The organism is Candidatus Wallbacteria bacterium, assembly GCA_028687545.1.
GTDB lineage: Bacteria > Muiribacteriota > JAQTZZ01 > JAQTZZ01 > JAQTZZ01 > JAQTZZ01.
Genome location: JAQTZZ010000008.1, coordinates 46,748 through 71,592, shown reverse-complemented (window position 1 = coordinate 71,592; position 24,845 = coordinate 46,748). Strand labels below are relative to the sequence as shown.

Sequence of the window (24,845 nt, the reverse complement as noted above, 5' to 3'; positions counted from 1 at the left end):
AAATATTTCTAGAACAACGGAATTGGGGGTTAAATGTCTGTACTTAAATCTTTCAGAGGTTTGCGGCCTAAACCTGAACTGATTCAGAAAGTGGCATCCCTGCCTTACGATGTGCTTAATTCTGAGGAAGCCCGGAAACTCGCTGCCGGTAATCCATGCAGCTTACTCCACGTATCCAAGCCGGAAATCGACCTTGACCCGTCCATCAATCTTTACGACGACCGCGTCTACCAGAAAGCCAGGGAGAATTTCCGCAGGTTCATCAGTGAGGGCATCCTGGTACAGGATCCTGAAGCATATCTCTATATATATCAGCAGCAGATGGGCGAACATGTGCAGACCGGTATTCTGGGCTGCGCAAGCGTGGACGACTATCTCAACAATGTGATCAAGAAGCATGAGCTGACCAGGAAGGACAAGGAAGATGACCGCACCCGTCATACCAGGGAGCTCAACGCCAATTCAGGTCCGGTATTTCTCACATACCGGGCCCACGATAAAATCGACAGACTGATCGATGATTTCATCAAGCAGAACAAACCTGAAAATAATTTCACGGCCGGAGACGGTATTCGGCACACACTGTGGGTGATCAGGGACCAGAAATTGATCAAGAAAATCAGCAGCATCTTTGAAAATGAAATTCCCAGGCTCTATGTTGCCGACGGGCATCATCGTTCTGCTTCGGCAGCCAGGGTCGGGGCTGAACAGCGCAAAGAGCATTCAGGGTACAGCGGGAAAGAAGAGTTCAATTTTTTCCTGGCTGTCTATTTTCCACATAACCAGTTGCGGATACTTGATTACAACAGAGTAGTCAAGGATTTAAACGGCGTTACCGAAGAGCAATTTTTCAAATCGGTCGCTGACAAGTTCAAGCTGGATCTGGTGAATGACTATTCCAGGGGCGGAACTCGCAAGCCATTTAAGCCGGGAAAAAGTCATGAATTCGGGATGTACCTGAAAGACAGATGGTTCAAACTCACTGCCAAAGAGGGAACCTACCAGAAAGATGATCCGGTTCTTGCCCTGGATGTGTCCATTCTGCAGCTGAATCTGCTGGAGCCTGTTCTTGGGATACAGGATCCCAGGGTAGACAAGCGGATTGACTTTGTCGGAGGCATCCGCGGCCTTCAGGAATTAGAGAAACTTGTGGACTCCGGCAAGTTCATGATTGCCTTTGCCATGCATCCCACCACTCTGGACGAGCTGATGCGGATCGCCGACAATGGCAAGCTGATGCCCCCGAAATCCACCTGGTTCGAGCCGAAACTGCGCAGTGGAGTCGTGATTCACTTGCTGGACTAGGAGATGCATTGAAGCGGAAGAAAGTTTTTTATGTGAAGTACAACTGGCAGACCTATTTCAAGGAAACAGGCTTCAGAATACCTGAGGAAGTTCCTGTCAGGGTTAAATCAGGCGAAAATCTGTCCATGCCTGCAATAGTGGATGGTTTCATCTACCTGATGGAGAAGAGGGAGAATCTGAAATATCTTGAAGAATTCAAGGATTTCATCATCAACATCTGCCTCAGTTACTCGGAAAACCTCAGCGGACAGGGAGAACATGAGCAGGCAGTCCTTACTCTCAAGGAATTGAAAAATTTTTACACAGGTTCCGACCTTATCAACCTGCGGATCTCTCAGCATTATTTCGATGCCGGTTTTCCCCGCGAAGCTCAGAAATACATAGTGACTGCTTTGAAGCTCAACCCCGGCTCTTCAATGATTCTTACCTATGCCGGGGTGATCAAGGCCGCCATCGGCAATGTCAGGCAGGCCGAAACGCTCTGGAAAAAGGCTGTCCAACTAAAAAAAGACTACCGGAAGGCCTGGCTCAATCTTTCGAATCTGTATAATTTTCAGGGTAAATATCAGAAGAATATCCAGTTGTACCGGGAAAATCCCGAAATAATAGAATTTCCTGAGATCGCCAACCAGCTGGGGATCTCTTTCGCTTCAATGAGAAGATACGATGAGGCGATCGGTTTATTCGAACAAGCGAAGAAAAGTTCCGAGGTGGAGATACCTTACCTGGACTTCAACCTGGCCCAGGCGCACATGGATGCCAAAAACTGGAAGAAATCCCTGGAGCTTTACAAAGAAATCTACCGCAGATCGCGCAATGAGCAGACCAGGAAATCGCTCGAGGAACGGATCAATTTTTTGAACAGCAGATTAAAAAACCCGGAAGTAGAGAAACCTCAGCCGCAAAAAGGAGGCTTCTCATTTGCTCAACTGGCCAAGGAAGAGGAATATTACCTGCAGATTATGAAAAACATAGAGCAGATGAAGAAAGAAGCCGCTGAAGATCCTAATAACCCCTGGGTTTATTACAATCTGGGGAACCTTTACGCGCAACTGGGCAAATTCGACGATGCAGTGGATCAACTTCAGCACTCGCTGGAACTCTACGAGGAAAACTCCCTGGTCTGGCATACCCTGGGTTTGATCTACCTGGAAATGAAGAAAGTCGACAAAGCCTTGAACGCGATCCAGCGGGCAGTGATTTGCAGGCCTGATCCTGAAGTGGAAAGCATCTATCAGAAAATGAATTTCAACCTCAGCCTGCCTTATTTCAATCTGGGAGATGTATACATCCGGAGAAAGAAATACCCTGAAGCCCTGCATGCCTTCCTGAAAGGTCTCGAGATTGATGCACGCTCTTTTCTGGCACATTTCCGAGTCGGGTTTCTCTACGAATATCAGGGGGACCAGGTCCGGGCCGAAGAAGAATACCGCAAATCGCTGATGCTGAATCAGGGATTCCCGGAGGTCTATCTGAAGCTGGGAGAACTGCTGATAAAAAAAGGAAAGAAGGATGAGGGACTGCTCCTCCTGCAGAGACTGCTGTCACTGTCTCCTGAGAGCAGAGAGGCTAGAAAAGCCACGAATTTATTGAAAAAACATGGTTGATATTTTTAAACCTTTTAATTACCTGCTGAATTTTCTCATCTCCATGATAGTTTTCATAGTCAGCTACTATCTGGCCATCTCAATTTCCGGACTGTACAGCATCAACCCGTATTTTTTCATCATTCCTTTCATGGCTTTGCTTGCATTTTTAAGTGAAAAACTTCTGCTGGTGCAGGCTGCAATAGAGATTCTGGGAATATTTGTCTGCACTTTGGTCCATCATTTCTACACAGCGGACAAGTTCATTGACCTGAAAGTCCTTTTTATGGGAGCTTTTCAGGCGGAAATGGATGCTTTCCATAAATTCCGTCTGGCTTTTCAGGGTTCCCTGACTCCGGAACTGCTGATCACAGGGATTAAGTTCACTTTATTTTTTTACGCACTGCATATCGCTGTTCTGCTCTTATTACCCGGCTTGAAGAAGAGGAAATGACTTGTTCCGCGAACGTGACGGAGACACACTTTTCGAACTCACTGTCAAGCCCGGGTCCGGCAGAGTAAGCTTGAAGGTGAAGAAAGGAATTGTGCATCTCTCAGTGACCAATCCCCCGGTGAAGAACCAGGCCAACAGGGAAATCATCAGGTTATTATCGGAATTTTTCGATGTCCCGGTGGAGATCGAAAAGAGCATGCCCGGATATCGCAAGCTGATCAGGGTTAAAGGACTTTCGATGTCAGATCTGAAAAAAAAACTGGGGATGGCAGATGAATAAGATTGTGGCGATTGTTCCAGCTGCAGGCTGCGGAAGGCGTGTTGGCACCAAAACCAACAAGCAGTTCCTCAAACTTAAAGGAGTGCCGGTTTCCATTTTCACGATGCGCAGACTCTCGGAAATATCTGAAATCGATGGTATTTTCCCTGTGATCAGGCCTGACGAGATCCTGCTGTTTGAGCGGAAGATTCTGCAATTCCCAGTGGGGAAAATTCTGGGTGTGATTCCGGGCGGCCCAGAGAGGCAGGATTCCGTTTTCAATGCTCTGAACGCTCTGAGAGAAACGCGGCCAGAAATCGTGCTGATCCATGACGGTGTAAGGCCTTTTTTTGAGTTGAAGTGTGTTACTGCCTGCATCAGCGCTGCCAGGGAGCATGGTGGAGCTGCCGTCGGTTTAAGGGCCGTGGATACAATCAGGCAGGGGCGCCAGGGTGTCTTTGGAAAAACTCTTCTGCGGGATGAGATTTATCAGATGCAGACCCCGCAGGCTTTCAGATTTGGCGAACTGCTGTCTGCATACGAAGAAATCAGAAAACAGGGCTTGAAAATCACTGACGATGTCCAGGCATTTGAATTCTCGGGCAGAGTTACTGCCATCGTGGAGGGCAGCAGATACAATTTTAAGATTACGACTCTGGAAGACATGATGCTCGCGAGGAAAATGATCAATCATGTGGAAATTTAAGGCTCCCGCCAAAATAAATCTGTTTCTGGATGTGATCAGACGCCGGGATGATGGATATCATGAGCTTGCCACCCTCATGCAGAAAGTCAGCCTGTTCGACGAGCTCGAATACGAGGAAGCGCCTGTTTTTTCGATCTCTTCCTCTGATCCTGACCTTGATCGGGAAGCCGACGGCAATCTTGTCACCAGGATGTACCGCCTGCTTCTGGAATGCGGAGTGAAACTTCCGGGTCTCAAGGTAAGGCTTAGGAAGAATATCCCGATCGGAGCAGGAATGGGTGGTGGATCCTCTGATGCGGGGACATTTCTAATGTCTTTGGAAAAAGAACTCGGTATCCGGATCCCGGGACCAGCCAGGCAGTGGATCTGCCGTGAGACCGGCGCAGACGTCTCTTTCTTCGCTGGACCCGCCACCTCCGCATGGGCAACTGGAATCGGTGATCAGATCGAGCCTGTTGAAATTACAGGCAGATTCCCGCTTCTGATACTCAAACCCTATTTCCCGCTCTCCACGGCTGAAGTCTATCATGCCCTGACATGCGGACCTGTTCCGGAATCTCAGGTGGTCGCTCTGGTGGAAGCCTTGAATTCGGAAGACTGGAACGGCATCAGCCTGAATCTTTATAATGAACTGGAACAGGCTGCTGAGAGTGTCAGACCGGAGATCCGGAAATACAGGGCTCTCGTTTCCAGGATGTGCCTGGGGCCAGTGATGATGAGCGGCTCAGGCAGCGCTTTTTTCGGCTTTCGACCGAAGGAGATATACTTTTCTCCCTGCCAGGATTATGCTCTATACAGGGTGAATTTCCTATGAACAGAGCAAAGCTGAACGTGCTTGAACTCGTCAAACTTTTTTATCCCCCTGAAGTGGGTGGAATCGAAGTGTTTGTCAATGAATTTTCCCACGAGGCCGCCAAATTTACCAATTTGAAAGTACTCTGCGCATCCAACGACAGCAGGAAGCATCTCGACCAGTTCGAAGGATTTAAAGCATACCGCGCACCCAGCCTGGGAAAATTCTTTTCTCTGCCTGTGGCTCCGGGAGCATTATGGTATCTGAAACAAGCTCTGTCCGGGATTGATCTGATCCATTTCCACCTGCCGAATCCGATCTTCAATCTGGCCTGGTGCCTTCTGAATCCTGATCTGCCGATAGTGATCCAGTGGCACAGCGATATTGTCAGGCAATGGTATTTCATGCCTTTTTACCAGCCTTTCCAGACCATGCTGCTCAAACGTGCCAACTGCATAGTCACTACTACCCCTAATTATATTGACGGTTCTCAGTATCTCGCACCATTCAAGGATAAGTGCCGCACGATCCCGCTGGGCATCAATCCCGGCAAATTCACTGAAAATCCAGCCATGGAACTTGAAATAAGGCGGAAATACCCGGGTAAGCCGATCGTTTTCTCCCTGGGCAGGCTGATCCCATATAAGGGCTACTCCTATCTGGTTGAAGCTGCCCGCGAATTCGACGCGTATGTTCTGATCGGGGGAGAGGGTCCGCTGCGGAATGAGCTGCAGCAGCAGATCAGAGAGCTTAACCTGTCAGACAGGGTATTCCTGCTGGGAGGCATGTTGCAGAAAGAATTGGCTGCTTATTATCGGGCCTGCGATCTTTTTGCCCTATCCTCCATTACCCGCAACGAAGCCTTCGGGATTGTACAGATGGAAGCCATGTATTTTGGACGTCCGGTTGTTTCCACTGTGATTCCCGGTTCAGGCGTATCCTGGGTCAATCAGGACGGGATCACAGGTTTCACAGTTCCATGCATGGATGCGAAGGCTTTCGGCGGAGCTGTAAAAAAAATCCTCTCCAATCCGGAACTGGCTTCAGAATTTTCCACGAACGCGAAGCAGCGCTTTGAAGAACTTTTTCATATCAGAAGCGTGGTTCAGGCATATCTGCAGATATTCGAGGAAGTAGCTGGGAATCGATGAAACGCAGGGGGGTGGAAAAATTTGACCGCATCTATCTCAGGCTGCTGCTGGATGACGCAGTTTATCCCCTTACAGAACATGAAACTTCTGAAATCATCAGAATCGACAGGCTCAAGTCAGATGAAGACCTGTTTTTTGCCAAAAAACCTGAACTGAACTGAATTTCTTATTGTCAGACTCAAATTTCTGATTAAAGCAGGGCTCGCTTATCAGTCGCCGCCCAGTAATCGGCCTACTCCACCCAGCAGTGACCCTTCGTCCTTATGCTTGCCACCGCCCTGCCAGGCTGCTGCAAAGATTCTGCCTGCCAGCCTGCTGAAAGGCAGTGACTGCAGCCAGACTTTTCCCGGGCCGGTGAGTGTGGCGTAGAAAAGACCTTCACCGCCAAAGATGGCGGTTTTGATGCTGCCGACATATTGGACATCGTAATTTACGCTAGGTACATAAGCCACAATGCAGCCTGTATCGATCCTGAGAGTTTCTCCGGCAGCCAGATCCTTTCCGAACAGAGTGCCTCCGGCATGCACAAAAGCCAGGCCGTCGCCCCGGATTCTTTCCAGGATGAAACCTTCTCCTCCGAATAATCCTGTGCCGATTTTCTTGTTGAGAAAGATATCCAGATCAACTCCCTTTGCGGCGCAGACGAATGAGTCTTTCTGGCAGATTATATCTCCGCCGAGTTCACGCAGATTCATGGGAAGGATTGTACCAGGATAGGGGGCTGCAAACGCGACTGTGGTTTTATTGCTGCCTGTTGCTGTGAAGGTCGTCAGAAAAATAGACTCACCTGTCAGAAGGCGTTTCCCCACTTTGAACAGTTTGCCCATCAGGTCAGTGCCTTCAGGCGTACCCATGCATGTTTTCAATTCCACATCACTGTTCATGTAGAGCATGGAACCTGCTTCTGCAATTACTGTTTCTCCCGGATCCAGATACACTTCAACATACTGTATATCCTCACCGAATATCTTGAATTCAATCTCGTCGGCGATTTGGCCTGCGGGCTTCGGAGTAAAGTCTTTCATTATCCCTCCTGGAAAAATATTGAATTATGTTTATTATTCCAGAATCAAGGGAACCTGTCAAAAATCACTCTGCCTTCATTGATACTTCTGCAGCCCTTCCGGGACATACCAGTACTGGATGGGTGTCAATGTTCCTGAATCAGTAACAGAAATTCCATAAAACCTCTTATCAACCGCAAGCAGCTTATCAGAAATGTAGAAGAATGTGCAGGGCTGGTCTTCATAAATCAGCTCATGCACGCGGTTGTAGATTTTCTTTCTCTCTTCGAAGTCATATGTTTTCCGTCCCTGATCAAGCAGACTGTCCATCTCGGGGTTGCTGTAGCGGGGGTAATTGTATCCTGCCCTGCCGGATGAGTCTGGAATCTGCGATGAGTGCCAGGCCGAATATTCTATGTCAGGATCCCAGGAACCCAGAGCCCGCCCTGAAATCTCGGCATCAAAATCGCCGGCAGACACTCTGCTCATCTGGGTTTTCCAGTCCACAAAGCTCAATTTTGCCTTGACTCCGATCTTCCGCCAGTATTCCTCAATCAATTTAGGCAGGATCATGGCTTCAGGGTTTTTACCGACCTTGAGGATTTCTATTTCGAGAGTTTTTCCATCACGGTCCAGGTAGCCGTCTGCATTGCTGTCGCAGAAGCCTGCCGCGCTCAGCAGTTCCCGGGCTTTCTCCGGGGAATACTGAAGAGGAACAATGCCCTGATTGCACGGCCATGAGCCGGGCACAAAAGGACCTGAGGCAGGTTTTCCAAAACCACGCAGGACTTCTTTGATCAGATTTTCACGGTCAATAGCCATGGTGAGTGCGCGACGGACATTTTTGTCGGAAAGGAAGGGCTTCTGTGTGTTGTAAGGCATGTAATAAAAAAAAATGGAGACTTTGTAAATGTTGTACTTTTCCAGAAACTGCGGATCCATCTGTTTTGCATACTGGTCCCATGTCAGGGAGTAGCAGTCAATTTCCCCCCGTTTGAAAGCCAGAAATGCCATTCCTTTGTCAGGGATGATCTTGCAGATATAGCGGTTTATGTAAGGCCGGCCGGCAAAGCTCCCGTTATTGGCTTTCATCACGATCTGTTCGTTGGACCGCCATTCTACAAACCTGAACTGGCCTGTCCCGATCGGGTTCCGGTTGTATTTTGATGTTCTGATGTCTTCATTCTGATAGATATGTCTGGGGATCACATAAAATCCGCAGTAGATCAAAGCAGGAGCAAACTGCTCTTTTAGCCTGAACCGTACTGTATAGTCATCAGGGGTTTCCACTGTTGCGAATGAACCGAAAGACTCCAGTGCCGGACATCCTGTCGCAGGGTCCATGATTTTTTCAAAAGTAAATTTAACGTCAGCTGAAGTGAATGAAACCCCGTCATGCCACTGCACATTCCTTTTCAGTCCAAAGGTGAGCAGCAGGCCGTCAGGAGAAATTTCCCAGGTGTCTGCCAGGTCGGGAACGATCCTGAAATTTTCATCATAGCGCACCAGGCCGTTGAAAATCCTGCTGTAGAAAAGTTCAGACACTCCTTCATTGCTGATGAGGGGATTTAAAGTTATGAGATCCCCGATGTAGGATTCAATAAGAGTATCGCCATACGATGGAGAAGGGGATACAACTTCAGAGGTTCCTGGTTTTAATTCTGTTTCAACCCTCTCAGTCACTGTTCCGCCGCATCCGGACAATACAATGATGCTGGAAATGATCATGCACAATTCAATTCCAAATGTTTTCATTCAGTCTCCTTGGACTTCAGTTTTCCGCTTCCACACCAGGTAAATCGCCGGATAGACAAGAAGTTCCATGATGAATGAGGTGAAGATTCCGCCGATCATTGGGGCAGCGATGCGCTTCATCACGTCGGCTCCTGCACCGTCAGACCACATGATGGGGAAGAGGGCCAGGAACATCACCCCCACAGTCATCACTTTGGGACGCAGCCTGAGCACTGCGCCATGCTCAATCGCCAGCTTGAGGTCAGATGCGGTTTTCAGCGCACCTTTCTTCTTCATCTCCTGAAGTGCAAGATCAAGATAGAGCAGCATGAACACGCCTGTTTCTGCGTCAATCCCGAGCAAAGCGATGATGCCCACCCAGACCGCAATGCTCAGGTTGTAATGGAGCAGGTAGATCAGCCAGAATGCGCCGACAGCCGAAAAAGGCACTGCCAGCATCACGATCATGGTTTTGAGGAGCGAGCCTGTATTGAAATAAAGCAGCAGGAATACGATGAAGAGAGTCAATGGCAAAACAGATTTCAACCGCTCGCGGACGCGGGTCATGGATTCATACTGCCCGCTGTAGAGCAAAGTATAGCCTTGTGGAAGAGAGAGTTTTTCCCTTACGACAGCTTTCAATTCTTCTACATATCCTCCCAGGTCTGAGCTTTCCACATCCACATACACATATCCTGACAGCATGCCGTTTTCGTTCCTGATCATGCCTGGCCCGTTCACAAGCCTGAGATCAGCGATCTGCGCCAGAGGAACGTTTCCATAGGCTGTCGGAACCAGCACCCGTTGGAGGCTTTCCAGGTCATCACGATATTCACGGGCATAGCGGAGGTTGATGGGATAGCGTTCCAGACCCTCGATGGTAGTAGAGATATTATCGCCACCGATGGCTGACATGATGATCAGCTGGGCATCAGCCACGGAAAGACCGTAGCGTGCCAGTTCCTCTCTCTTCAAATCAAAATCCAGAAAATATCCGCCTGCAGTGCGCTCGGCAAAAGCGCTTCTTGTGCCCCTGACTGTCTTGACGATCGCTTCGATCTGCACGCCCAGTTCCTCGATCTTTTTCAGGTCAGATCCCATTACCTTGATGCCCACCGGCGTGCGTACTCCAGTGGAAAGCATGTCGATGCGGCCCTTGATCGGCATAGTCCAGGCATTGGAGACTCCGGGAAACTGCATGGCCTTGTCCATTTCAGCGATCAGTTCCTCATAGCTGATCTGATCTGATTTCAGATGCCTGAAAATATTCTGCAGGAATTCAGGCAGATTTGAATACCAGCGGTGTACCTTCCTCCATTCCATCTCCGGCTTCAGGATCACTGTGGTTTCAGACATGGAAAATGGTGCCGGATCAGTGGAAGTCTCGGATCTGCCGATTTTCCCAAAAACGCGCTCGACTTCAGGGAATGATTTCAGGATTTTATCCTGTACCTGCAGCAGTTTCTCAGCTTCCGTCACTGAAATTCCGGGAAGAGTTGTAGGCATGTAAAGTATGGAACCTTCGTGAAGAGGCGGCATGAATTCAGAGCCGATCTGTTCAAAAAGAGGAATGATGGAAAGAATCACGATCAAAGCCATGCAAATTACAGTGTATGGAAATTTCAGCACAAAGCCTACCAGCGGTTTATACAATTTCATCAGCGGCCTGCTGATCGGGTGTTTTTCCTCGCTGTAGATTTTCCCTACCAGCAGTACATTGGCAAGAGCAGAGAGCCAGCGGGGCTTGAAATTATATTCATTGAATCTGGTGAACAGAAGTCTGATTACCGGGTCCAGCGTGATGGCAAGAACAGCAGCCACCAGCATCGTGAATGTTTTGGTATAGGCAAGAGGCTTGAACAGCCTGCCTTCCTGGGCTTCCAGCACAAAGATCGGCAGGAATGAAACTGCGATCACCAGCAGTGAGAAAAAGCTCGGGCCGCCCACTTCCTTGACTGCGGAGATGATCACGTCTTTGAACTTTCCCGGTCTGCCCTCGATTTCCCAGTGCTCCAGCTTCTTGTGAGTCTGCTCCACAACCACGATCGCCGCATCCACCATGGCGCCGATGGCAATGGCAATTCCGCCGAGCGACATGATATTGGCTGTGGTTTTGGTGAAATACATGGGTATGAAGGCGATCATTACCGCGATTGGGATAGTGACGATCGGGATCAGTGCGCTCGGGAAATGCAAAAGAAAGATCAGGATTGCAAGACTGACTACGAATAATTCTTCCTTGAGAGTATGCTTGAGATTGTCAATGGCGCGCAGGATCAGGTCAGAGCGGTCATAAGTAGTGACGATTTTCACCCCTTGGGGGAGCGAGGGTTCGATTTCCTTGAGCTTCTGCTTGATCCGCTCGATCACTGTGAGGGCGTTTTCACCCTGCCTGATGATCACGATTCCGCCTGCTGTCTGGCCGATCCCGTCCAGTTCAGCTACTCCGCGCCTGATGTCAGGGCCAAGGGTGACGGATGCAACGCTTTTCAACAATATGGGAGTGCCGCTTTTCTGATTCAAACCAATTACGATCGATTCAAGGTCTGCGGTAGTTTTGGCGTAACCTCTTCCACGCACCATGTATTCGCGGCCATTGAATTCCACCAGCCGTCCGCCCACGTCATTGTTGCCTGAACGGATCGCATCGACCAGCTTTGGAAGCGGAATTCCGAATGCCTGCAGCGATACCGGGTCAACATTCACCTGATACTGACGGACGAAACCGCCTACAGGTGCAACTTCAGCCACTCCCTTCACAGCCTGCAGCTGATAGCGCAGGTACCAGTCCTGGAAACTGCGCAACTGTGAAAGATCATTTTTGCCGGAAGTGTCGACCAGGGCATACTGGAACACCCAGCCCAGGGCAGTGGCGTCAGGACCCAGCTCGGTTTTGACTCCTGCCGGAAGCTGAGGAATGATCCTGCTCAGATATTCCAGTACCCTGGAACGCGCCCAGTAGATGTCAGTTCCTTCATCGAATATCACATACACATATGAATAGCCGAAGTCCGAGAATCCCCTGACAGCCTTGACTCCTGGAGTACTCAGCAGTCCGCTGACAATCGGATAGGTGACTTGATCTTCGAGTATGTCAGGGCTTCTGTCCCAGCGGGAATAAACAATCACCTGAGTATCCGACAGATCGGGAATGGCGTCCAGCGGCAGGTGCAGCATGCACCACCAGCCGGTGATGACTGCAAAGGCAGTGAGTAGAATCACCAGGAACTTGTTCTCAGCGCAGAAATCTATGATGCGGTTGATCAAATAGAAATCCTTTTATCAAAACATGAAACCATCCGGTAATCATTGGAATCAGGCCGGAAGATTAGTTAACATTATATACGGTGAACAGCAGTGCCTGCAACAGCACTAAAAAAGGGGTTGACGGCAACGTCTTTCCCTTCCGTCTTTACCGGAACCGGGTTTTCGGTTATAATTCAGATAAATAATCAGGAACGGAAAAAACATGAAGCAGAAATTGCGGCACAAGCCACCAGAAATTGTTTTCCACAAAGGGGAACCAACTGCAGTAATTCTGGATATTGAAACCTACAGGGAGATGCTGGAACGGCTTGATGATCAGGATGATCTGAAGCTGCTGGAAGAAATGAGAAAAAAGCCTCTTAAATTCAAAGACCTCGGCGATTTCCTGAAGGAATACAATCCAGGTGTATAGGATTCTGCTGGAACGTACTGCTGAACATGATCTCAAAAAGCTTTCTCCATCTGATTTCCACAGGATAATTCCGCATATAAAATCATTGGCAGAAGAACCCCGTCCGACTGGATGCAGGAAAATTACGAATTCCAAGAACGACTGGCGGATCAGAGTAGGCGAATACAGGATAATCTATGAAATCGAAGACCGGGAAAAGGCAGTCAAAATCATTCTACCGATTAGAGAGCTGACTGCCACTTTCTTTCAAAATATGTCCGGGAAGATCCTAACTTTTACACGTAAATCATGGTCCTGCACTTGATCAGCTTGGCCTGGATGCGCTTGAAGCCGGCATAGTCATGTCCGTACTGAGCTGTCCCAGAGATTTCAGGAGCAGGCAGAGCTGACTCCGAGCCCTGTCCACAGGCCAGCGCAATGACCATCAGGCCGTCTTATCTTTGAAGGCGAAACAAAGTATTTTCCCGGCCTCTGAAAACATCGTCTGCGATTGTGGACAGCTCGGTTTTCAAAATATTGAAGTCCACACTGGAAGTCCATTTGACTGTTTGCAAAGCTTCCACAGGGACTGAATTGATGATCTCGAAAAATGCGACAGGATCAATCCCGATTTCCTTGTTTTTAGCTTCCTTTATTATCGCTCTCCAGTCGAAAGCCCTGTTTTTGGACAAGGTCCAGATATCCGCGATATCCTTGGCTTCAAAGCGGAAAAGAGCGCAGACCTTATTTGAGAGAATATTCCGCCAGGAATCGATCTGACCGAGCACAGGAGAATTTTCGAAATCACCGTAATGCGGTACTGTATCGTTCACCAGATCAATTTTGAGCGAAAAATTCAGGTCAGCCCGGGGTATGATAAATGTCTGAAGAAAATTTTCCGCTTTCCGAGTCCGCTCACGGTCGACCCTGAAACCCTTGATTTTAGTATCTAAATCCTGAATCAGGTGTTCCACAAGAACCGCAAAATCAATCCGGTTATCTAAGAAAAGATCCAGGTCATCGGAATATCTGTGACCGAAATAATGCCTAGAAAGAGCGGTACCACCTGTCAGATAGAACGGTGCTCCTGATTTTTTCACGATATCCAGGACTCCATCCTGCAAAGGGTACAGGCTCTCCTCGTAAAACTTTGCCGGCAAACTCATATTTCTCCTTCAGCTCAGGAAATCTGATTTTGGAAATGATTCCAGGGTCAAGATATTTGGAAATTTCCGAAATTCCGAAAAGGTCCAGAAGATCGTACCAGCCTAGCCGCTCGAAGATCCTCAGCAGAGCCCGTACGCGGTTGAACCAGCCGATTGAGGCGATTTCCCCTGTAGCGACCCTGAAAAAAACTTCCGGATCAATATCATAATCCCAGAGAATCGGTTTCAGGATGCGGTTAATTCGGTTCCGGTCCAGTCCAGCTCCCAGTCCTGTTCCGGAATCCTGCTTCATTTTCTGATGTTTTCTCATATTTCAATGATATTGCGATTATCGGACTTTGACAAGAAGAAAGGCGAATTGTAGTGAGGTTTTTCAAGAAAAATCGATTTTCCGGTAAGTAAGGGATTGATTCACGCTTATTTTTTTTCAAACTGTTGCAATGCCGCTTTCAGACTTGACTCCGAGTCGATCAGGAAATTGGCTGAAACAACGACTGTTTCGCCTGATGCCACACCACTCAAGACTTCGTAATAATCATTTCCCTGAACACCAAGTTTCAGATCGCGCGGCTCTAACATGCCTCCGCCCAGATCCACAAAAGCGATCTTGCGGTTGCCTGCATCAAGGACTGCACTGGTTGGGATGGCGAGGCGGCTGCCAAGATCCGATAACAGTTCCAGATTCGTGAACATTTCGGGTTTCAGCTTCAGGTCCAGGTTTTCAGCAACGATACGGATTTTGATAGTGTGTGTCTCAGGGTCAACAGTGGGGTAGATGTAATCGATTCTACCGCTGAATTCTTCACCAGGATAAGCCTTGAGGCTGAATTTCACTTCCTGGGAGTTCTGAACGAAACCCAGTTCATATTCATAAATTTCGCCATAGATCCAGACTTTGGAAAGATCCGCGATTTTGAAAAGCATTTCTCCTGCCATGATTTTCTGGCCTGCTGAAACTGATTTTTCCACGATTATGCCTCTGGCAGGCGAGGAAATCGTGATTGTCTTATCCGGAATGCCGTTTTTTTCCAGTCTGGCGATCTGTTCAGAAGTAATGTCCCAGTATAGGAGCTTCTGCCTGGGGCTTTTCACAATCTCCGCATCGCCTGAGCCCATGGATCTCCTGACCAGTAAGTACTCCTGCTCTGCCGCGATCAGCTCCGGGCTGTAGATGGAGAAGAGCGGATCGCCTTTTTCCACCTGTTTGCCTGTGTAATCAGCCTGCAGGGTCTCAATGAATCCCCCGAACTTGGTGTTGACTATGTACAGATTTGGTTCAGCGTAATCCACTCTGCCGGCAGCGTGGATGGTTTTCCTGATTGGCATTGATTCAACTTTAACGGTTTTGACGCCGATCAGCCTGCTCTGTTCAGGTGAAACAATCACTGTAACCCGGTCTGATTGAGTTTCGTTTCCCGTCACTTCAAAGGTAACCATTTCCATACCCATTGAATCTTTTCCAGGCTGATCTGAAGTCTCTTTGGGATTCATGGTGGAACGGTATCTGACTTTTTTTGCCTGCACCTATTCAGCAGCTTTACTTTTACTCAGCACCAGATCCATCCCGCAGATCGGGCATGAGCCAGGTTTATCCGAAACAACAGTGGGATGCATCGGGCAGTAGTATTCAGTTTTTCCGGCCATACCTGCATCAGGAGCTCCGCATCCGCTGAGGAAGATCAAGCATAGAATTGCCAGGAAAGCTTTTTTCATTTTATCCTCTCAATCAGTGCAAGGTAAACAGTGGCAGGAGATTCGGCAAATTTTCCCTGTTAAACGCACATGACTTTGTGGGGTGGCCATCCATGGCTGTTGAAAATCCTTCGGATTTGTTACAGCCATGGAAGGACAGGACCCGCCACAAATCCCTGATAAACTAAAAGGATCTGGCTGCACACCACAAAAATTTGCCGTTAACTTACTATTAATTATCATTCCATTTCACCAGACTTGCGGCAGTGATTTCTTCCAGAGCAGCGATCATGTTCCAGAATTGATTCTGTTCCCTGATCAGGGAAAGCTCAAAGGCATAGACTTCATGGATATCGTCAAGCAGGGCTGTATAATCGATTCTGCCGAGTGTGTAGTTTGAGGATGATGACTCTGCTGCAAGTCTGGCCTGGGGCAGGAGTTTCTCCTTATACAGGCGGAAGATTGAAAGGCCGGACTGCAGCTTATAGAAATTTTCGGTCAGCCCGGCTTCGATTTCATTTGTGGCTGCGTCAAGCTCTTTCCTGGATTTTTTCAGCATGGTCTCGGATTCTCTCAGCAGCGGTTCCTGTTTTCTGGATTTGTGCACAGGCAGTTCGAATCCTGCCATCAATTCGTACATTGGCGTAAGTGATTCTTTGTATTCATAACCCAGGCGCAGATTGATGTCTGATGCGAAATTCCTGCGGGACAGTTCCACACGGCTTTCATTTTCCAGTATCTGCAGGTTGATCTCCGCAGTGAGCGGGGAACTTGCTAGAGCCAGGCTTCTGAGCTTTTCCAGCTCCCAGGGGAATGACTTGATCCGGCTGAATTTTGGAACATCGAGCTTACGATCCGCAGGATAATCCAGCAGCAGATTCAGCCTTATTTCAGCGGACCTGATCATCTCTTTCAGGGGAAGTATCAGTTCGTCCATTTTAGATACTTCAAGCTGGGCTTTAGTTATATCTGACTGCAGGATGTCGCCCACGCCATATCTGGACTTGGTGATTTTCAGGATCTTTTCCATCTGGGATTTCTGACGCTTGAGGATTTCTTCTGAATCATGCAGATACTTAAGGTTAAAAATCAGTGATTTGACCTGTCGCTCAATCGACAGACTCAATGCCTTCGCTTCCTGCAGCTTCTGCTGATACTGGAATTCAGAAATCTCGCCCTGCAGAGCCAGCTTGTGCGGTCTGGGTATGGTCTGCGAGATGTAAACTGGAAGTCCGCTGTTAGGTTCGTCCCCGACATTATAGTCTTTCAATCCCATGTTCTTGATGCCCAGTTCCAGCATCGGGTCAGGCCTGGCTGTGGAAGGTGCGATCCGCTCCTGATAGGCAGCAACTTCCTCAGACATGGCTTTGATTTTAGGGTTGCGATCAGAGGCAAGTTTCAGGAGATCCTGAAATGATAGGTTTTCGGCCTGTAACGGAAACAGTAACAGCAAAAGAAAAAGCAGATGCAGAACAGATTTTATCAAAGAGTACCTCACAGTTAAAGTTATCAATTTTCCAGGCTAAAGGCAAGAAAACGGATTGCTAATTGATCTTGTATTTGCTGTATTTGACAATGATATTGACCTTTTTACCGGCTTCCGAAGTGGTGTTCACGATCCTGTCCACCATCTGGAATTTTCCGACTGTGATATAGGTGAATGCCGATTCCTGCCTGACTCTGTCTTTGTCGGCCTCAAATCCGGTCATCCTGTAATTTTTATCCAGTCTGACCGTCATTTTCTGCGCTATGGCGTTTTTTGTGGCAGCAGTCAGGTTAATCCTGATTTCAGTTGTAGTGTTTTTTGTGGAAGCGATTTTGAAGTCCTTCTGCAGCGCGACCAGGCCGCTGCCGAATTCGATGAAATCCTTTTTGCAGAATGACTGCTCCATCATCTGTTCAACAACGGTTTTCACGTCTTCAGGTGTCTGGGGAAGCAGGGTATAGGAGAGTTTGAATGATTCGGGCTTCTTGAATTTCAGGATCAGGTTCGGAATATACGGGTTAAGAGCGCTCATGTTGGAGTCGTCGAAGCTGATGGAGATTTCGCAGGTCAGGGAATTGAGTCCTGCCTGTTTGTAAGGATCGAAAATCCTCGTGAAAATATTTTTCTCCTGGGCAGAATTTGCAGAAATACAGACAAACAGCAGCGAAATCATTAATAATCTGGCCATGATCATCTCCCAGCTGGAATGATATCAAAAAGAAGCTTACAATAGAATTTATTGATTTGGGATAGATGTAACCAAATAAAAATGGGTATGATAAAATTAAGATAATAAAGTGGATTCGAAGTTGAAAATATGCTTGAGGACAGTAAATTGAAATTCTGGATATCTCTGGCACTGTTCTGGCTGTTCAACAGCTGTAGACCGGTTGGAGCCACAGGCGAGATTTCCATCCTGGCCAGTTTCTACCCGATCTACATCATGGCTCGGAACATTACTGACGGAGTGCCTGGCGTGAAACTTTCCAATCTGACTCAGCCTGTCACTGGCTGCCTCCACGATTATGCGCTTTCCACCAATGACATGAAAAAAATCTCCGGTGCCCGGGTACTGCTGGTGAACGGTGCTGGAATGGAATCTTTCCTTGACAATGTCCTGCGGCAATTCCCTTCGCTTACAGTAATAGAAGCTTCCAAAGGAGCAGAGCTGATCAAATCCGGAAACGGTTTAAATCCTCATGTCTGGCTGAGCCTGGACGGAGCGAGCGCTGAAGTGGCTAACCTTGCCGCAGGCCTCGCAAGCCTTGACCAGGAACATGCGGATCAGTATAAAACGAATGCTGCGAATTATCTCGCAAAGCTTCAAACCTTGAAATCCCGCATGGTGCAGGAACTTGCTCCTTACAAGGGGAGTCTGATCATCACCTTCCATGAAGCCTTTCCATATTTCGCCAGGGATTTCGGTCTGAAAATCGCAGCAGTAGTAGAGCGCGAGCCCGGCTCGACACCCGGTGCCAGGGAACTGGCTGCGACAATTGCGCTGATCAGAAAATACAGGATCAAAGCTCTGTTCATTGAACCCCAGTATTCTCCTGCTGCTGCTCAGATCATCAGCCGGGAAACCAGTCTCAGGGCTTTTACACTTGACCCGGCCGTCACAGGGCCGGACGGGCTGGACTCATATCTGCAGATCATGGAAAAGAATCTGGAAACATTAAAAGAAGCTCTGGGTGGTTCATGAAATATCAATCCTGCGACCACTGCTGCACCCGCATCGAAGGGATCACAGTCCGCTATGGCAGCAAAACGGTTCTGGACAATGTGAATCTGCACATCAACTGCAGGGAACTGCTGGCAATCGTAGGGCCGAACGGGGCTGGAAAAACTACACTCCTGAAAGCTCTGCTGGGAGAGATCAAGTACGAGGGAAAACAGGAATTCCGTTTGATGGGAAAACCAGCCAGACCTACCATCGGATATGTACCCCAGAAAGTAGTGCTTGATCCGGAGACTCCAGTCAGTGTGCTGGATTTGTTTGCTGCCGCTGTGGCCGGCAGGCCATGCTGGCTTTCAATTGGGAAGAGGATCAGAAAAACCGCAGCCGAGGCACTGGAAATGGTGACAGCCGGAAATTTGATCCGTCGCCGTCTCTGCGATCTTTCCGGAGGAGAACTGCAGCGTGTGCTGCTCGCTTTAGCCATCTCACCTGTTCCGAATCTGCTCCTGCTGGATGAAGCCATGGCAGCGGTTGATGTCGGCGGGATCTCGCTGTTTTACGATGTGATCAACCGGCTTAAGAAAATCCATGACATCTCGATTATTCTGGTGACTCACGATATCGCAGGCGTAGCTCAGTACGCGGACAGAATGGTACTTTTAGATCGCAAAGTAGTGGCAGATGGCGATCCGGCTGAGATCCTCTCGGATGAACGCCTGCTGCAAAGTTTCGGCCCGGCATTATGGAACATCTCGAAGATTCCTGGAGGGCAGGGGCGAACTGCCGTTCGCCCGTACAAAGAAATTGATTGAATTTTCTGGAGAATGTTTATGGAATCCTGGCATGCTCTGATCGCGAAACTGCCGTTTGAATGGGCTCATTACCGCTTCATGGCAGATGCGCTGCTGGCGGTGCTGATCTGTTGCCCGCTGTTTTCCCTGATCGGGACTATGGTTGTCAGCAATCACCTGGTTTTCTTTTCTGATGTGCTGGGACATTCAGCCCTTACCGGCATTGCGATTGGAGTGCTGATGGGGCTGGGAGATCCTCAATGGGCAATGGTGGGATTCGCAATCATGCTGGCCATAGGCGTGAATGCGGTGAAAAAATACACCTCTGCTGCTCCGGATACAGTGCTGGGAGTGTTTTTCTCTGCCATTACAGCGCTCGGCATTGTAATTTTATCCCGGGGCGGTGGATTTGCGAAGTACACATCTTTTCTGATCGGGGATATTCTGGCTGTAGGCCCTGTAGAGATCGTTCGTCTGTGTTTTGCCCTTCTCCTGGTGCTCCTGCTCTGGTACATCGGGGGAAACGCGCTGCTGCTTGTCAGTGTCAGTCCTTCGCTTGCCAGGAGCAGGGGCAGGAATGTATTCCTGATCGAAACAATTTTTTCCATGCTGCTCGCGGTAGTGGTCACCATCTCGATCCGGCTGGTGGGAATCCTGATCATCAATTCTTTGCTGGTGCTGCCTGCCGCTGCAGCGCGCAACCTGGCGCGTGACACCCGCGCATATACTGCCTGGGCCCTTCTGCTGAGCCTGATTTCCGGAGTTTCCGGTTTGATCGCATCTTATTACTGGGGCACTGCCTCAGGACCGACGATCGTGCTTTTTGCGGCATTCCTGTATGCGGTCACAGCTGTTCTGCGCCCGCAGTTTCGAAAGAATTGATTTGATTTACTTTTCATGCATGTGAGTCACGCCGGTCCAGTCATGTGGCGGATCGGCTTCGTACTGGACACAGCGGGCAAGAATGATCTGCGCTGGTTTGTCGTCGGGTTTACTTTTTTTCAGTTCTTCGAACAGCTTTCTGGCTTCGGCCCATTTCTGCGCCATGTAAATTTCCATGCCTTCATTAAACAAATCGATGAATCGTTTGAATTCAGAGCTGAGACTCCCCCGCTCAGAAACAAGTTCATACACTCCGATACCCTGAGATTTACCCTTGACCGCGACTATGTCCAGCAGCCTGGCTTCGACCTCGGTTTTGGATCTCTGGTAGGTGAATTCGCTGATCATGATCTGCGTGCCGTAATACTTGTTAAGTCCTTCCAGACGATTGGCCAGATTCACATTGTCGCCCAGAATGGTGTAATTCAGCCTCTCAGAATAGCCGATGTTTCCGACCACAACCGGGCCGGTGTTAATGCCGAAGCGGGTTTTGAAAAGCGGCAGCCCTTTTTCCATCCATTCTTTTTCATGGAGTGAGAGATCCCTGCAGCACTTGAGTGCCGTGAGACAAGCAAGGACAGCGTGATTTTCGATCTGCCGCGGAGCTCCCCAGAAGGCCATGATCGCATCTCCTATGTATTTATCCAGGGTGCCGTGATTCTCCAGGATGATACTGGTCATTACGCGGAAATACAGATCCAGGTCTTCCGCCAGCTTTTCAGGGGCGTACTTTTCAGCGATCCTGGAAAAGCTCTCGATGTCGGAAAAAAAGATGCTCAGTTCCCTTCGCTCCGCGCTCAGCACAGCTTCTTTTTTCAAGCTGATCAACTCGCTCACTATTTCCGCAGGGACATATTTCTTAAAGGACCTCAGCCCTTTCTTCATATTCTCGATCGCGTCCTTCATGTGATTCATTTCCATGATCCGGGAATTGATCTGGATCTCATCCTCGATTTCAAATTTCTGAACTTTCTGCATGTCTCTGGAGATGGCGAGCAGCGGCTGGCTGATTTTTCTGGACAGTTCAATCGCGATCACGATCACCAGGACTAGAACGAGCAGTGAAATGAAGAACTGCATGCTGACCTGGAGCCGTTCATATCTGATAATTTTGTCGGCTGAAATGTCGATCCCCAGAATTCCTTCGAATTTCCCCTCCTTATCGAAAAGCGGAGCATAACTGGAGAGGAAAGTGCCCCACTTGTCAGTGTTGAACTCTTTTTCCACCTGGGTTTCATAGGGAGGATTGAAAGCTGCCAGCATCGGTTCTGTGGGTTCATCATACAGGTCACCGATGTGACTGACTTTTGTCGGGTCGTCTTCAGCATCCACTACAAAATAGACGTCTCCGCTACTCCGGCGCATGGTATAGATATACTTGAAATCTTTGCAGTTTGCCTTTACTTTCCTGAGCGATTCCTTGATCTCCTGGTATGCTGCGGAAATTTCGTCGCTCCGTGTCAATAATGTCCTGTGCTTCTCAGTGTCAATCTGCTGAGCCGCAATGGAGACCGAGTCATGCAGGCGCTCGCGGATCTGCTCTCTGATAAACGAGCTGACCATGAAGTATGTGCTCACTCCAAGCAGACAGGCTGTGAACAGCACGACTGAAATGAATGCGCTGCTGATGCTGAACTGGAAGCTGAATAAAAACTTTTTTCTGCTCATTCTATCATCATACTTTCTTCACTAAAATTGCTCAAGAAAAAAATGGGGCTGCCTTTTTGGACAGTCCCATTTTTTGAATTCAGTCGGTTCGGATCAGGAATGCGATTTTTCCTTTTTGGAAGTCTTTTTCGGAGCATCGGTTTTCTGCTTATCTCCGTAGTCAAGAGCAGCCTGTGCCGCTGCCAGTCTGGCGATCGGCACTCTGTAGGGAGAGCAGGAAACATAATTCATTCCTACAAGATGGCAGAACTTGACACTTTTAGCTTCGCCGCCGTGTTCGCCGCAGATCCCTACTTTGAGGTGTTTGCGGATGGAGCGGCCGCGTTCGATGGCCATGCGGACAAGCTGACCGACACCGTCAAAGTCCAGCACCTGGAAGGGATCGTCCTTGAAGATTCCAGCTTTTACATAGGCCGGAAGGAAGCTGCCCCCGTCATCGCGGGAGATGCCCATCGTGGTCTGGGTCAGATCATTGGTGCCAAAGCTGAAGAATTCAGCGTGTTCGGCGATCTGGTCTGCCATTAATGCAGCCCGCGGGATCTCGATCATGGTTCCCACCATGTATTCAAGCTTTACTCCGGATTTATGGATAATTCTGTCCGCAATTTCCCGGACCTGGATTTCCTGGATCTTGAATTCATGGGCATCCAGAGTCAGCGGGATCATGATCTCCGGATATACTTTCACGTTTTCTTTGGTGAGGTGTACGGCAGCTTCAACAATGGCTGTTACCTGCATTTCCAGAATTTCAGGATAGGTGATGCAGAGCCTGCAGCCGCGGTGTCCGAGCATCGGGTTGGCTTCATGCAACTGCTCGCAGCGATGGCGGATGGCTTCAGGGGTAAAACCTGTGATTTTAGACAGTTTGTTCACTCCAGCGTCATCCTTTGGTGTGAATTCATGCAGCGGAGGATCGATCAGCCTGATTGTCACAGGGTATCCTGCCATGGCCTTGAAAATACCGTAGAAGTCGTCCCTCTGGAAAGGAAGCAGTTTGGCCAGGGCTTTCTTGCGCTCGGAGGGAGTGCCGGCGACGATCATTTCCTGCATGGCAAGGCGGCGTTCTTCAGTGTCGAAGAACATGTGCTCGGTCCTCGTGAGGCCAATGCCTTCAGCGCCCAATCGAATAGCATTTTCAGCATCGTAAGGGGTGTCGGCATTTGTTCTGACCTTGAGAGTGCGAATCTGATCTGCCCAGCTCATCAGGGTTTTAAAGCTTGGAGTGAGCTCCGGTTTGATCAGTTCAAGTTTGCCGGCATAGATGTCGCCTTGTGAACCGTCGAGTGTAATGTATTCTCCCTGCTTGATAGTTCTGCCGCCGACTTTCATTAATTTCTGGTCATAATTAATATCCAGTGAGTCGCAACCCACGATGCAGCATTTTCCCCAGCCGCGGGCTACGACTGCAGCGTGTGAAGTCTTTCCGCCGGTGGCTGTAAGAATGCCCTGGGATGAGTGCATGCCGCCGACATCTTCAGGGCTTGTCTCCTTGCGGACCAGGATTACTTTATGCCCCTTGGCTGCGAATGCCTCAGCTTCGGCTGCAGTGAAAACCACTTCACCGGTAGCTGCTCCTGGAACCGCGTTGATGCCTGATGCAAGCCTGGACTGGGAGAGTATCTTCTTGTCTGTTCTCGGGTCAATGACCGGGTAGAAAAGCCGTTCGATGTCTTCAGGAGTGATGCGCTTGACGGCTTCTTCCTTCGTGATCAGGCCTTCTTCGACCATGTCAACGGCGATGCGGAATGTTGCTGCCGGTGAGCGCTTGCCGGTGCGGCACTGAAGTATGTACAGCTTCTCGTCTTCGATGGTGAATTCTATGTCCTGCATTTCCTTGTAATGCTTTTCAAGGATCTGGCGGACATTGCAGAGCTGCTTATATGCCTTGGGCAGTTTGCTCTCAAGCTCGATCAGTTTCAGCGGAGTCCGGATGCCTGCGACCACGTCTTCGCCCTGGGCGTTGATCAGCGTGTCTCCGTAAAATTCGTTTTCGCCGGAATTCGGGTCGCGGGTGAAACAGACGCCTGTGCCTGAGTTATCGCCTTTGTTGCCGAAGACCATCTGCACGATGTTGACGGCAGTGCCTTTGAGTTCCAGGATCTTTTCCACGCGGCGATATGTTACGGCTTTATCAGCTTCCCAGGAATTGAAGACAGCCATGACCGCGCCCCAGAGCTGTTCCATCGGTTCCTGAGGGAAGTCGCTGCCTTTCTTCTGGCGGTAGAAATCCTTGAACTGACCGCAGAGTTTTTTCAGCTGATCAGCTGGAATCTCGGGATCAGTCTTGACTCCGAGATGATGTTTCATTTCGTTCAGCATTTCTTCCATGGGTTCTTTGGAAAGTCCCATGGCTGTAGTGCTGTACATCTGGATGAAACGGCGATACGCGTCGTAAGCAAAACGGGGATTGTTTGTTTTGGCTGCCAGGCCTTCCACTGATTTGTCGTTGAGGCCGAGATTGAGGATGGTTTCCATCATGCCTGGCATGGAACGGGCTGCGCCGGAGCGCACTGAAACCAGCAGCGGGTCATGGGGATCACCAAGCTTTTTGCCTGTAGCCTTTTCCATTTTAATCAGGTATTCCCTGACATTGTCCTGCAGGCCTTCGGGGAATTTCCGGCCGAGTCTGAAGTATTCCGCGCAGGCGTCGATGGAAATGGTGAAACCGGCAGGTACAGGAAGTCCGATCTTAGTCATTTCGGCTAAACCAGCACCTTTTCCGCCGAGAATCTCCTTCATTTTTCCATCGCCTTCGGACTTGCCGCCCCAGAAATAGTAAAGATATTTATCATTTTTTTTTGCAGTTGTTTTCTTAACGGTCATTCATCCTCC

At 49.0% G+C, this 24,845-nt stretch carries 25 protein-coding genes; 13 read left to right on the top strand and 12 right to left on the bottom strand.

Annotated elements, in window-relative coordinates; all coding sequences use genetic code 11:
• Window positions 1–33: 33 nt before the first annotated feature.
• From PHW04_05755 to PHW04_05720, 8 genes are read left to right on the top strand one after another with little or no spacing between them, the layout of a single operon-like run.
• Entirely contained in the window at window positions 34–1,305 is a 1,272-nt protein-coding gene (locus tag PHW04_05755; GenBank protein ID MDD2715383.1) for a DUF1015 family protein, read from the top strand.
• Window positions 1,306–1,313: 8 nt separating this feature from the next.
• Window positions 1,314–2,912, top strand: coding sequence for a tetratricopeptide repeat protein (locus tag PHW04_05750; GenBank protein ID MDD2715382.1), 1,599 nt, complete (start codon window positions 1,314–1,316; stop codon window positions 2,910–2,912).
• Window positions 2,905–3,345, top strand: a complete 441-nt coding sequence (locus PHW04_05745; protein ID MDD2715381.1) for a hypothetical protein — start codon at window positions 2,905–2,907, stop codon at window positions 3,343–3,345. The genes PHW04_05750 and PHW04_05745 overlap by 8 nt, the downstream gene beginning before the upstream one ends.
• A 1-nt stretch (window position 3,346) precedes the next feature.
• Window positions 3,347–3,625, top strand: a complete 279-nt coding sequence (locus PHW04_05740; GenBank protein ID MDD2715380.1) for a DUF167 family protein — start codon at window positions 3,347–3,349, stop codon at window positions 3,623–3,625.
• Window positions 3,618–4,310 (top strand): 2-C-methyl-D-erythritol 4-phosphate cytidylyltransferase, encoded by a 693-nt coding sequence (gene ispD / locus PHW04_05735; protein MDD2715379.1) that lies wholly within the window; start codon window positions 3,618–3,620, stop codon window positions 4,308–4,310. The genes PHW04_05740 and ispD overlap by 8 nt, the downstream gene beginning before the upstream one ends.
• Window positions 4,297–5,124 (top strand): 4-(cytidine 5'-diphospho)-2-C-methyl-D-erythritol kinase, encoded by an 828-nt coding sequence (ispE, locus tag PHW04_05730; protein MDD2715378.1) that lies wholly within the window; start codon window positions 4,297–4,299, stop codon window positions 5,122–5,124. Before ispD ends, ispE begins: the two co-directional genes overlap by 14 nt.
• The gene (locus PHW04_05725; GenBank protein MDD2715377.1) at window positions 5,121–6,254 is read left to right on the top strand and encodes a glycosyltransferase; all 1,134 of its coding nucleotides are present in this window, start codon (window positions 5,121–5,123) and stop codon (window positions 6,252–6,254) included. Before ispE ends, PHW04_05725 begins: the two co-directional genes overlap by 4 nt.
• Entirely contained in the window at window positions 6,251–6,415 is a 165-nt protein-coding gene (locus tag PHW04_05720; protein ID MDD2715376.1) for a hypothetical protein, read from the top strand. Before PHW04_05725 ends, PHW04_05720 begins: the two co-directional genes overlap by 4 nt.
• A 48-nt stretch (window positions 6,416–6,463) precedes the next feature.
• Here the strand turns inward: PHW04_05720 and PHW04_05715 are convergent, their stop codons facing one another.
• The 3 genes from PHW04_05715 to PHW04_05705 all read right to left on the bottom strand — a co-directional run bounded on the left by PHW04_05715 (window position 6,464) and on the right by PHW04_05705 (window position 12,259).
• A complete protein-coding gene (locus tag PHW04_05715; protein ID MDD2715375.1) occupies window positions 6,464–7,279 on the bottom strand; it encodes a TIGR00266 family protein in 816 nt (271 codons plus the stop codon).
• A 75-nt stretch (window positions 7,280–7,354) separates the two neighbouring features.
• Complete coding sequence (locus PHW04_05710; protein MDD2715374.1) at window positions 7,355–9,013, bottom strand: peptide-binding protein; 1,659 nt, start codon at window positions 9,011–9,013, stop codon at window positions 7,355–7,357.
• A complete protein-coding gene (locus PHW04_05705) occupies window positions 9,014–12,259 on the bottom strand; it encodes a CusA/CzcA family heavy metal efflux RND transporter (protein ID MDD2715373.1) in 3,246 nt (1,081 codons plus the stop codon). It abuts the gene before it with no gap.
• A gap of 202 nt (window positions 12,260–12,461) precedes the next feature.
• Between PHW04_05705 and PHW04_05700 the strand changes: the two genes are divergently transcribed.
• Both PHW04_05700 and PHW04_05695 read left to right on the top strand, forming a co-directional pair.
• Window positions 12,462–12,671: a type II toxin-antitoxin system Phd/YefM family antitoxin gene (locus tag PHW04_05700; protein ID MDD2715372.1), complete on the top strand. Its 210-nt coding sequence runs from the start codon at window positions 12,462–12,464 to the stop codon at window positions 12,669–12,671.
• Window positions 12,664–12,975 carry a type II toxin-antitoxin system RelE/ParE family toxin gene (locus PHW04_05695; protein MDD2715371.1) on the top strand — a complete coding sequence of 104 codons (312 nt, stop codon included), beginning with the start codon at window positions 12,664–12,666 and terminating at the stop codon, window positions 12,973–12,975. Before PHW04_05700 ends, PHW04_05695 begins: the two co-directional genes overlap by 8 nt.
• Here PHW04_05695 and PHW04_05690 read toward each other — a convergent pair.
• The 7 genes from PHW04_05690 to PHW04_05660 form a co-directional block, all read right to left on the bottom strand.
• Entirely contained in the window at window positions 12,947–13,096 is a 150-nt protein-coding gene (locus PHW04_05690) for a hypothetical protein (protein ID MDD2715370.1), read from the bottom strand. The genes PHW04_05695 and PHW04_05690 overlap by 29 nt on opposite strands.
• A 9-nt stretch (window positions 13,097–13,105) precedes the next feature.
• The gene (locus PHW04_05685; protein MDD2715369.1) at window positions 13,106–13,750 is read right to left on the bottom strand and encodes a nucleotidyl transferase AbiEii/AbiGii toxin family protein; all 645 of its coding nucleotides are present in this window, start codon (window positions 13,748–13,750) and stop codon (window positions 13,106–13,108) included.
• Window positions 13,698–14,126 (bottom strand): hypothetical protein, encoded by a 429-nt coding sequence (locus PHW04_05680; protein ID MDD2715368.1) that lies wholly within the window; start codon window positions 14,124–14,126, stop codon window positions 13,698–13,700. Before PHW04_05680 ends, PHW04_05685 begins: the two co-directional genes overlap by 53 nt.
• Window positions 14,127–14,233: 107 nt before the next feature.
• Window positions 14,234–15,340, bottom strand: coding sequence for an efflux RND transporter periplasmic adaptor subunit (locus tag PHW04_05675; protein ID MDD2715367.1), 1,107 nt, complete (start codon window positions 15,338–15,340; stop codon window positions 14,234–14,236).
• Window positions 15,341–15,529, bottom strand: a complete 189-nt coding sequence (locus tag PHW04_05670; GenBank protein ID MDD2715366.1) for a heavy metal-binding domain-containing protein — start codon at window positions 15,527–15,529, stop codon at window positions 15,341–15,343.
• Between the two features lie 211 nt (window positions 15,530–15,740).
• The gene (locus PHW04_05665; GenBank protein ID MDD2715365.1) at window positions 15,741–17,006 is read right to left on the bottom strand and encodes a TolC family protein; all 1,266 of its coding nucleotides are present in this window, start codon (window positions 17,004–17,006) and stop codon (window positions 15,741–15,743) included.
• Between the two features lie 46 nt (window positions 17,007–17,052).
• Complete coding sequence (locus PHW04_05660; protein ID MDD2715364.1) at window positions 17,053–17,682, bottom strand: hypothetical protein; 630 nt, start codon at window positions 17,680–17,682, stop codon at window positions 17,053–17,055.
• Window positions 17,683–17,829: 147 nt separating this feature from the next.
• On the opposite strand from PHW04_05660, the gene PHW04_05655 reads away from it, so the two are divergent.
• Genes PHW04_05655 through PHW04_05645 form a run of 3 tightly spaced genes read left to right on the top strand, consistent with a single transcriptional unit; the run spans window position 17,830 to window position 20,345 of the window.
• Window positions 17,830–18,696 (top strand): metal ABC transporter substrate-binding protein, encoded by an 867-nt coding sequence (locus PHW04_05655; protein MDD2715363.1) that lies wholly within the window; start codon window positions 17,830–17,832, stop codon window positions 18,694–18,696.
• Window positions 18,693–19,484, top strand: a complete 792-nt coding sequence (locus tag PHW04_05650; GenBank protein ID MDD2715362.1) for a metal ABC transporter ATP-binding protein — start codon at window positions 18,693–18,695, stop codon at window positions 19,482–19,484. Before PHW04_05655 ends, PHW04_05650 begins: the two co-directional genes overlap by 4 nt.
• Window positions 19,485–19,502: 18 nt before the next feature.
• A complete protein-coding gene (locus PHW04_05645; GenBank protein ID MDD2715361.1) occupies window positions 19,503–20,345 on the top strand; it encodes a metal ABC transporter permease in 843 nt (280 codons plus the stop codon).
• Between the two features lie 6 nt (window positions 20,346–20,351).
• Here PHW04_05645 and PHW04_05640 read toward each other — a convergent pair whose 3' ends face one another.
• Together PHW04_05640 and ppdK are read right to left on the bottom strand one after the other, a co-directional pair.
• On the bottom strand, window positions 20,352–22,013 hold the full coding sequence (locus PHW04_05640; protein ID MDD2715360.1) for an adenylate/guanylate cyclase domain-containing protein: 1,662 nt from the start codon (window positions 22,011–22,013) through the stop codon (window positions 20,352–20,354).
• 93 nt (window positions 22,014–22,106) lie between these two features.
• Window positions 22,107–24,836: a pyruvate, phosphate dikinase gene (gene ppdK / locus PHW04_05635; protein MDD2715359.1), complete on the bottom strand. Its 2,730-nt coding sequence runs from the start codon at window positions 24,834–24,836 to the stop codon at window positions 22,107–22,109.
• Between the last annotated feature and the right edge of the window lie 9 nt (window positions 24,837–24,845).

Coding starts and splice junctions, on each gene's coding strand:
- PHW04_05755 (MDD2715383.1), top strand. CDS start 34: ATGTCTGTACTTAAATCTTTCAGAGGTTTGCGGCCTAAACCTGAACTG.
- PHW04_05745 (MDD2715381.1), top strand. CDS start 2,905: ATGGTTGATATTTTTAAACCTTTTAATTACCTGCTGAATTTTCTCATC.
- ispD (MDD2715379.1), top strand. CDS start 3,618: ATGAATAAGATTGTGGCGATTGTTCCAGCTGCAGGCTGCGGAAGGCGT.
- ispE (MDD2715378.1), top strand. CDS start 4,297: ATGTGGAAATTTAAGGCTCCCGCCAAAATAAATCTGTTTCTGGATGTG.
- PHW04_05725 (MDD2715377.1), top strand. CDS start 5,121: ATGAACAGAGCAAAGCTGAACGTGCTTGAACTCGTCAAACTTTTTTAT.
- PHW04_05720 (MDD2715376.1), top strand. CDS start 6,251: ATGAAACGCAGGGGGGTGGAAAAATTTGACCGCATCTATCTCAGGCTG.
- PHW04_05715 (MDD2715375.1), bottom strand. CDS start 7,279: ATGAAAGACTTTACTCCGAAGCCCGCAGGCCAAATCGCCGACGAGATT.
- PHW04_05710 (MDD2715374.1), bottom strand. CDS start 9,013: ATGAAAACATTTGGAATTGAATTGTGCATGATCATTTCCAGCATCATT.
- PHW04_05700 (MDD2715372.1), top strand. CDS start 12,462: ATGAAGCAGAAATTGCGGCACAAGCCACCAGAAATTGTTTTCCACAAA.
- PHW04_05690 (MDD2715370.1), bottom strand. CDS start 13,096: ATGGTCATTGCGCTGGCCTGTGGACAGGGCTCGGAGTCAGCTCTGCCT.
- PHW04_05680 (MDD2715368.1), bottom strand. CDS start 14,126: ATGAGAAAACATCAGAAAATGAAGCAGGATTCCGGAACAGGACTGGGA.
- PHW04_05670 (MDD2715366.1), bottom strand. CDS start 15,529: ATGAAAAAAGCTTTCCTGGCAATTCTATGCTTGATCTTCCTCAGCGGA.
- PHW04_05660 (MDD2715364.1), bottom strand. CDS start 17,682: ATGGCCAGATTATTAATGATTTCGCTGCTGTTTGTCTGTATTTCTGCA.
- PHW04_05650 (MDD2715362.1), top strand. CDS start 18,693: ATGAAATATCAATCCTGCGACCACTGCTGCACCCGCATCGAAGGGATC.
- PHW04_05645 (MDD2715361.1), top strand. CDS start 19,503: ATGGAATCCTGGCATGCTCTGATCGCGAAACTGCCGTTTGAATGGGCT.
- PHW04_05640 (MDD2715360.1), bottom strand. CDS start 22,013: ATGAGCAGAAAAAAGTTTTTATTCAGCTTCCAGTTCAGCATCAGCAGC.
- ppdK (MDD2715359.1), bottom strand. CDS start 24,836: ATGACCGTTAAGAAAACAACTGCAAAAAAAAATGATAAATATCTTTAC.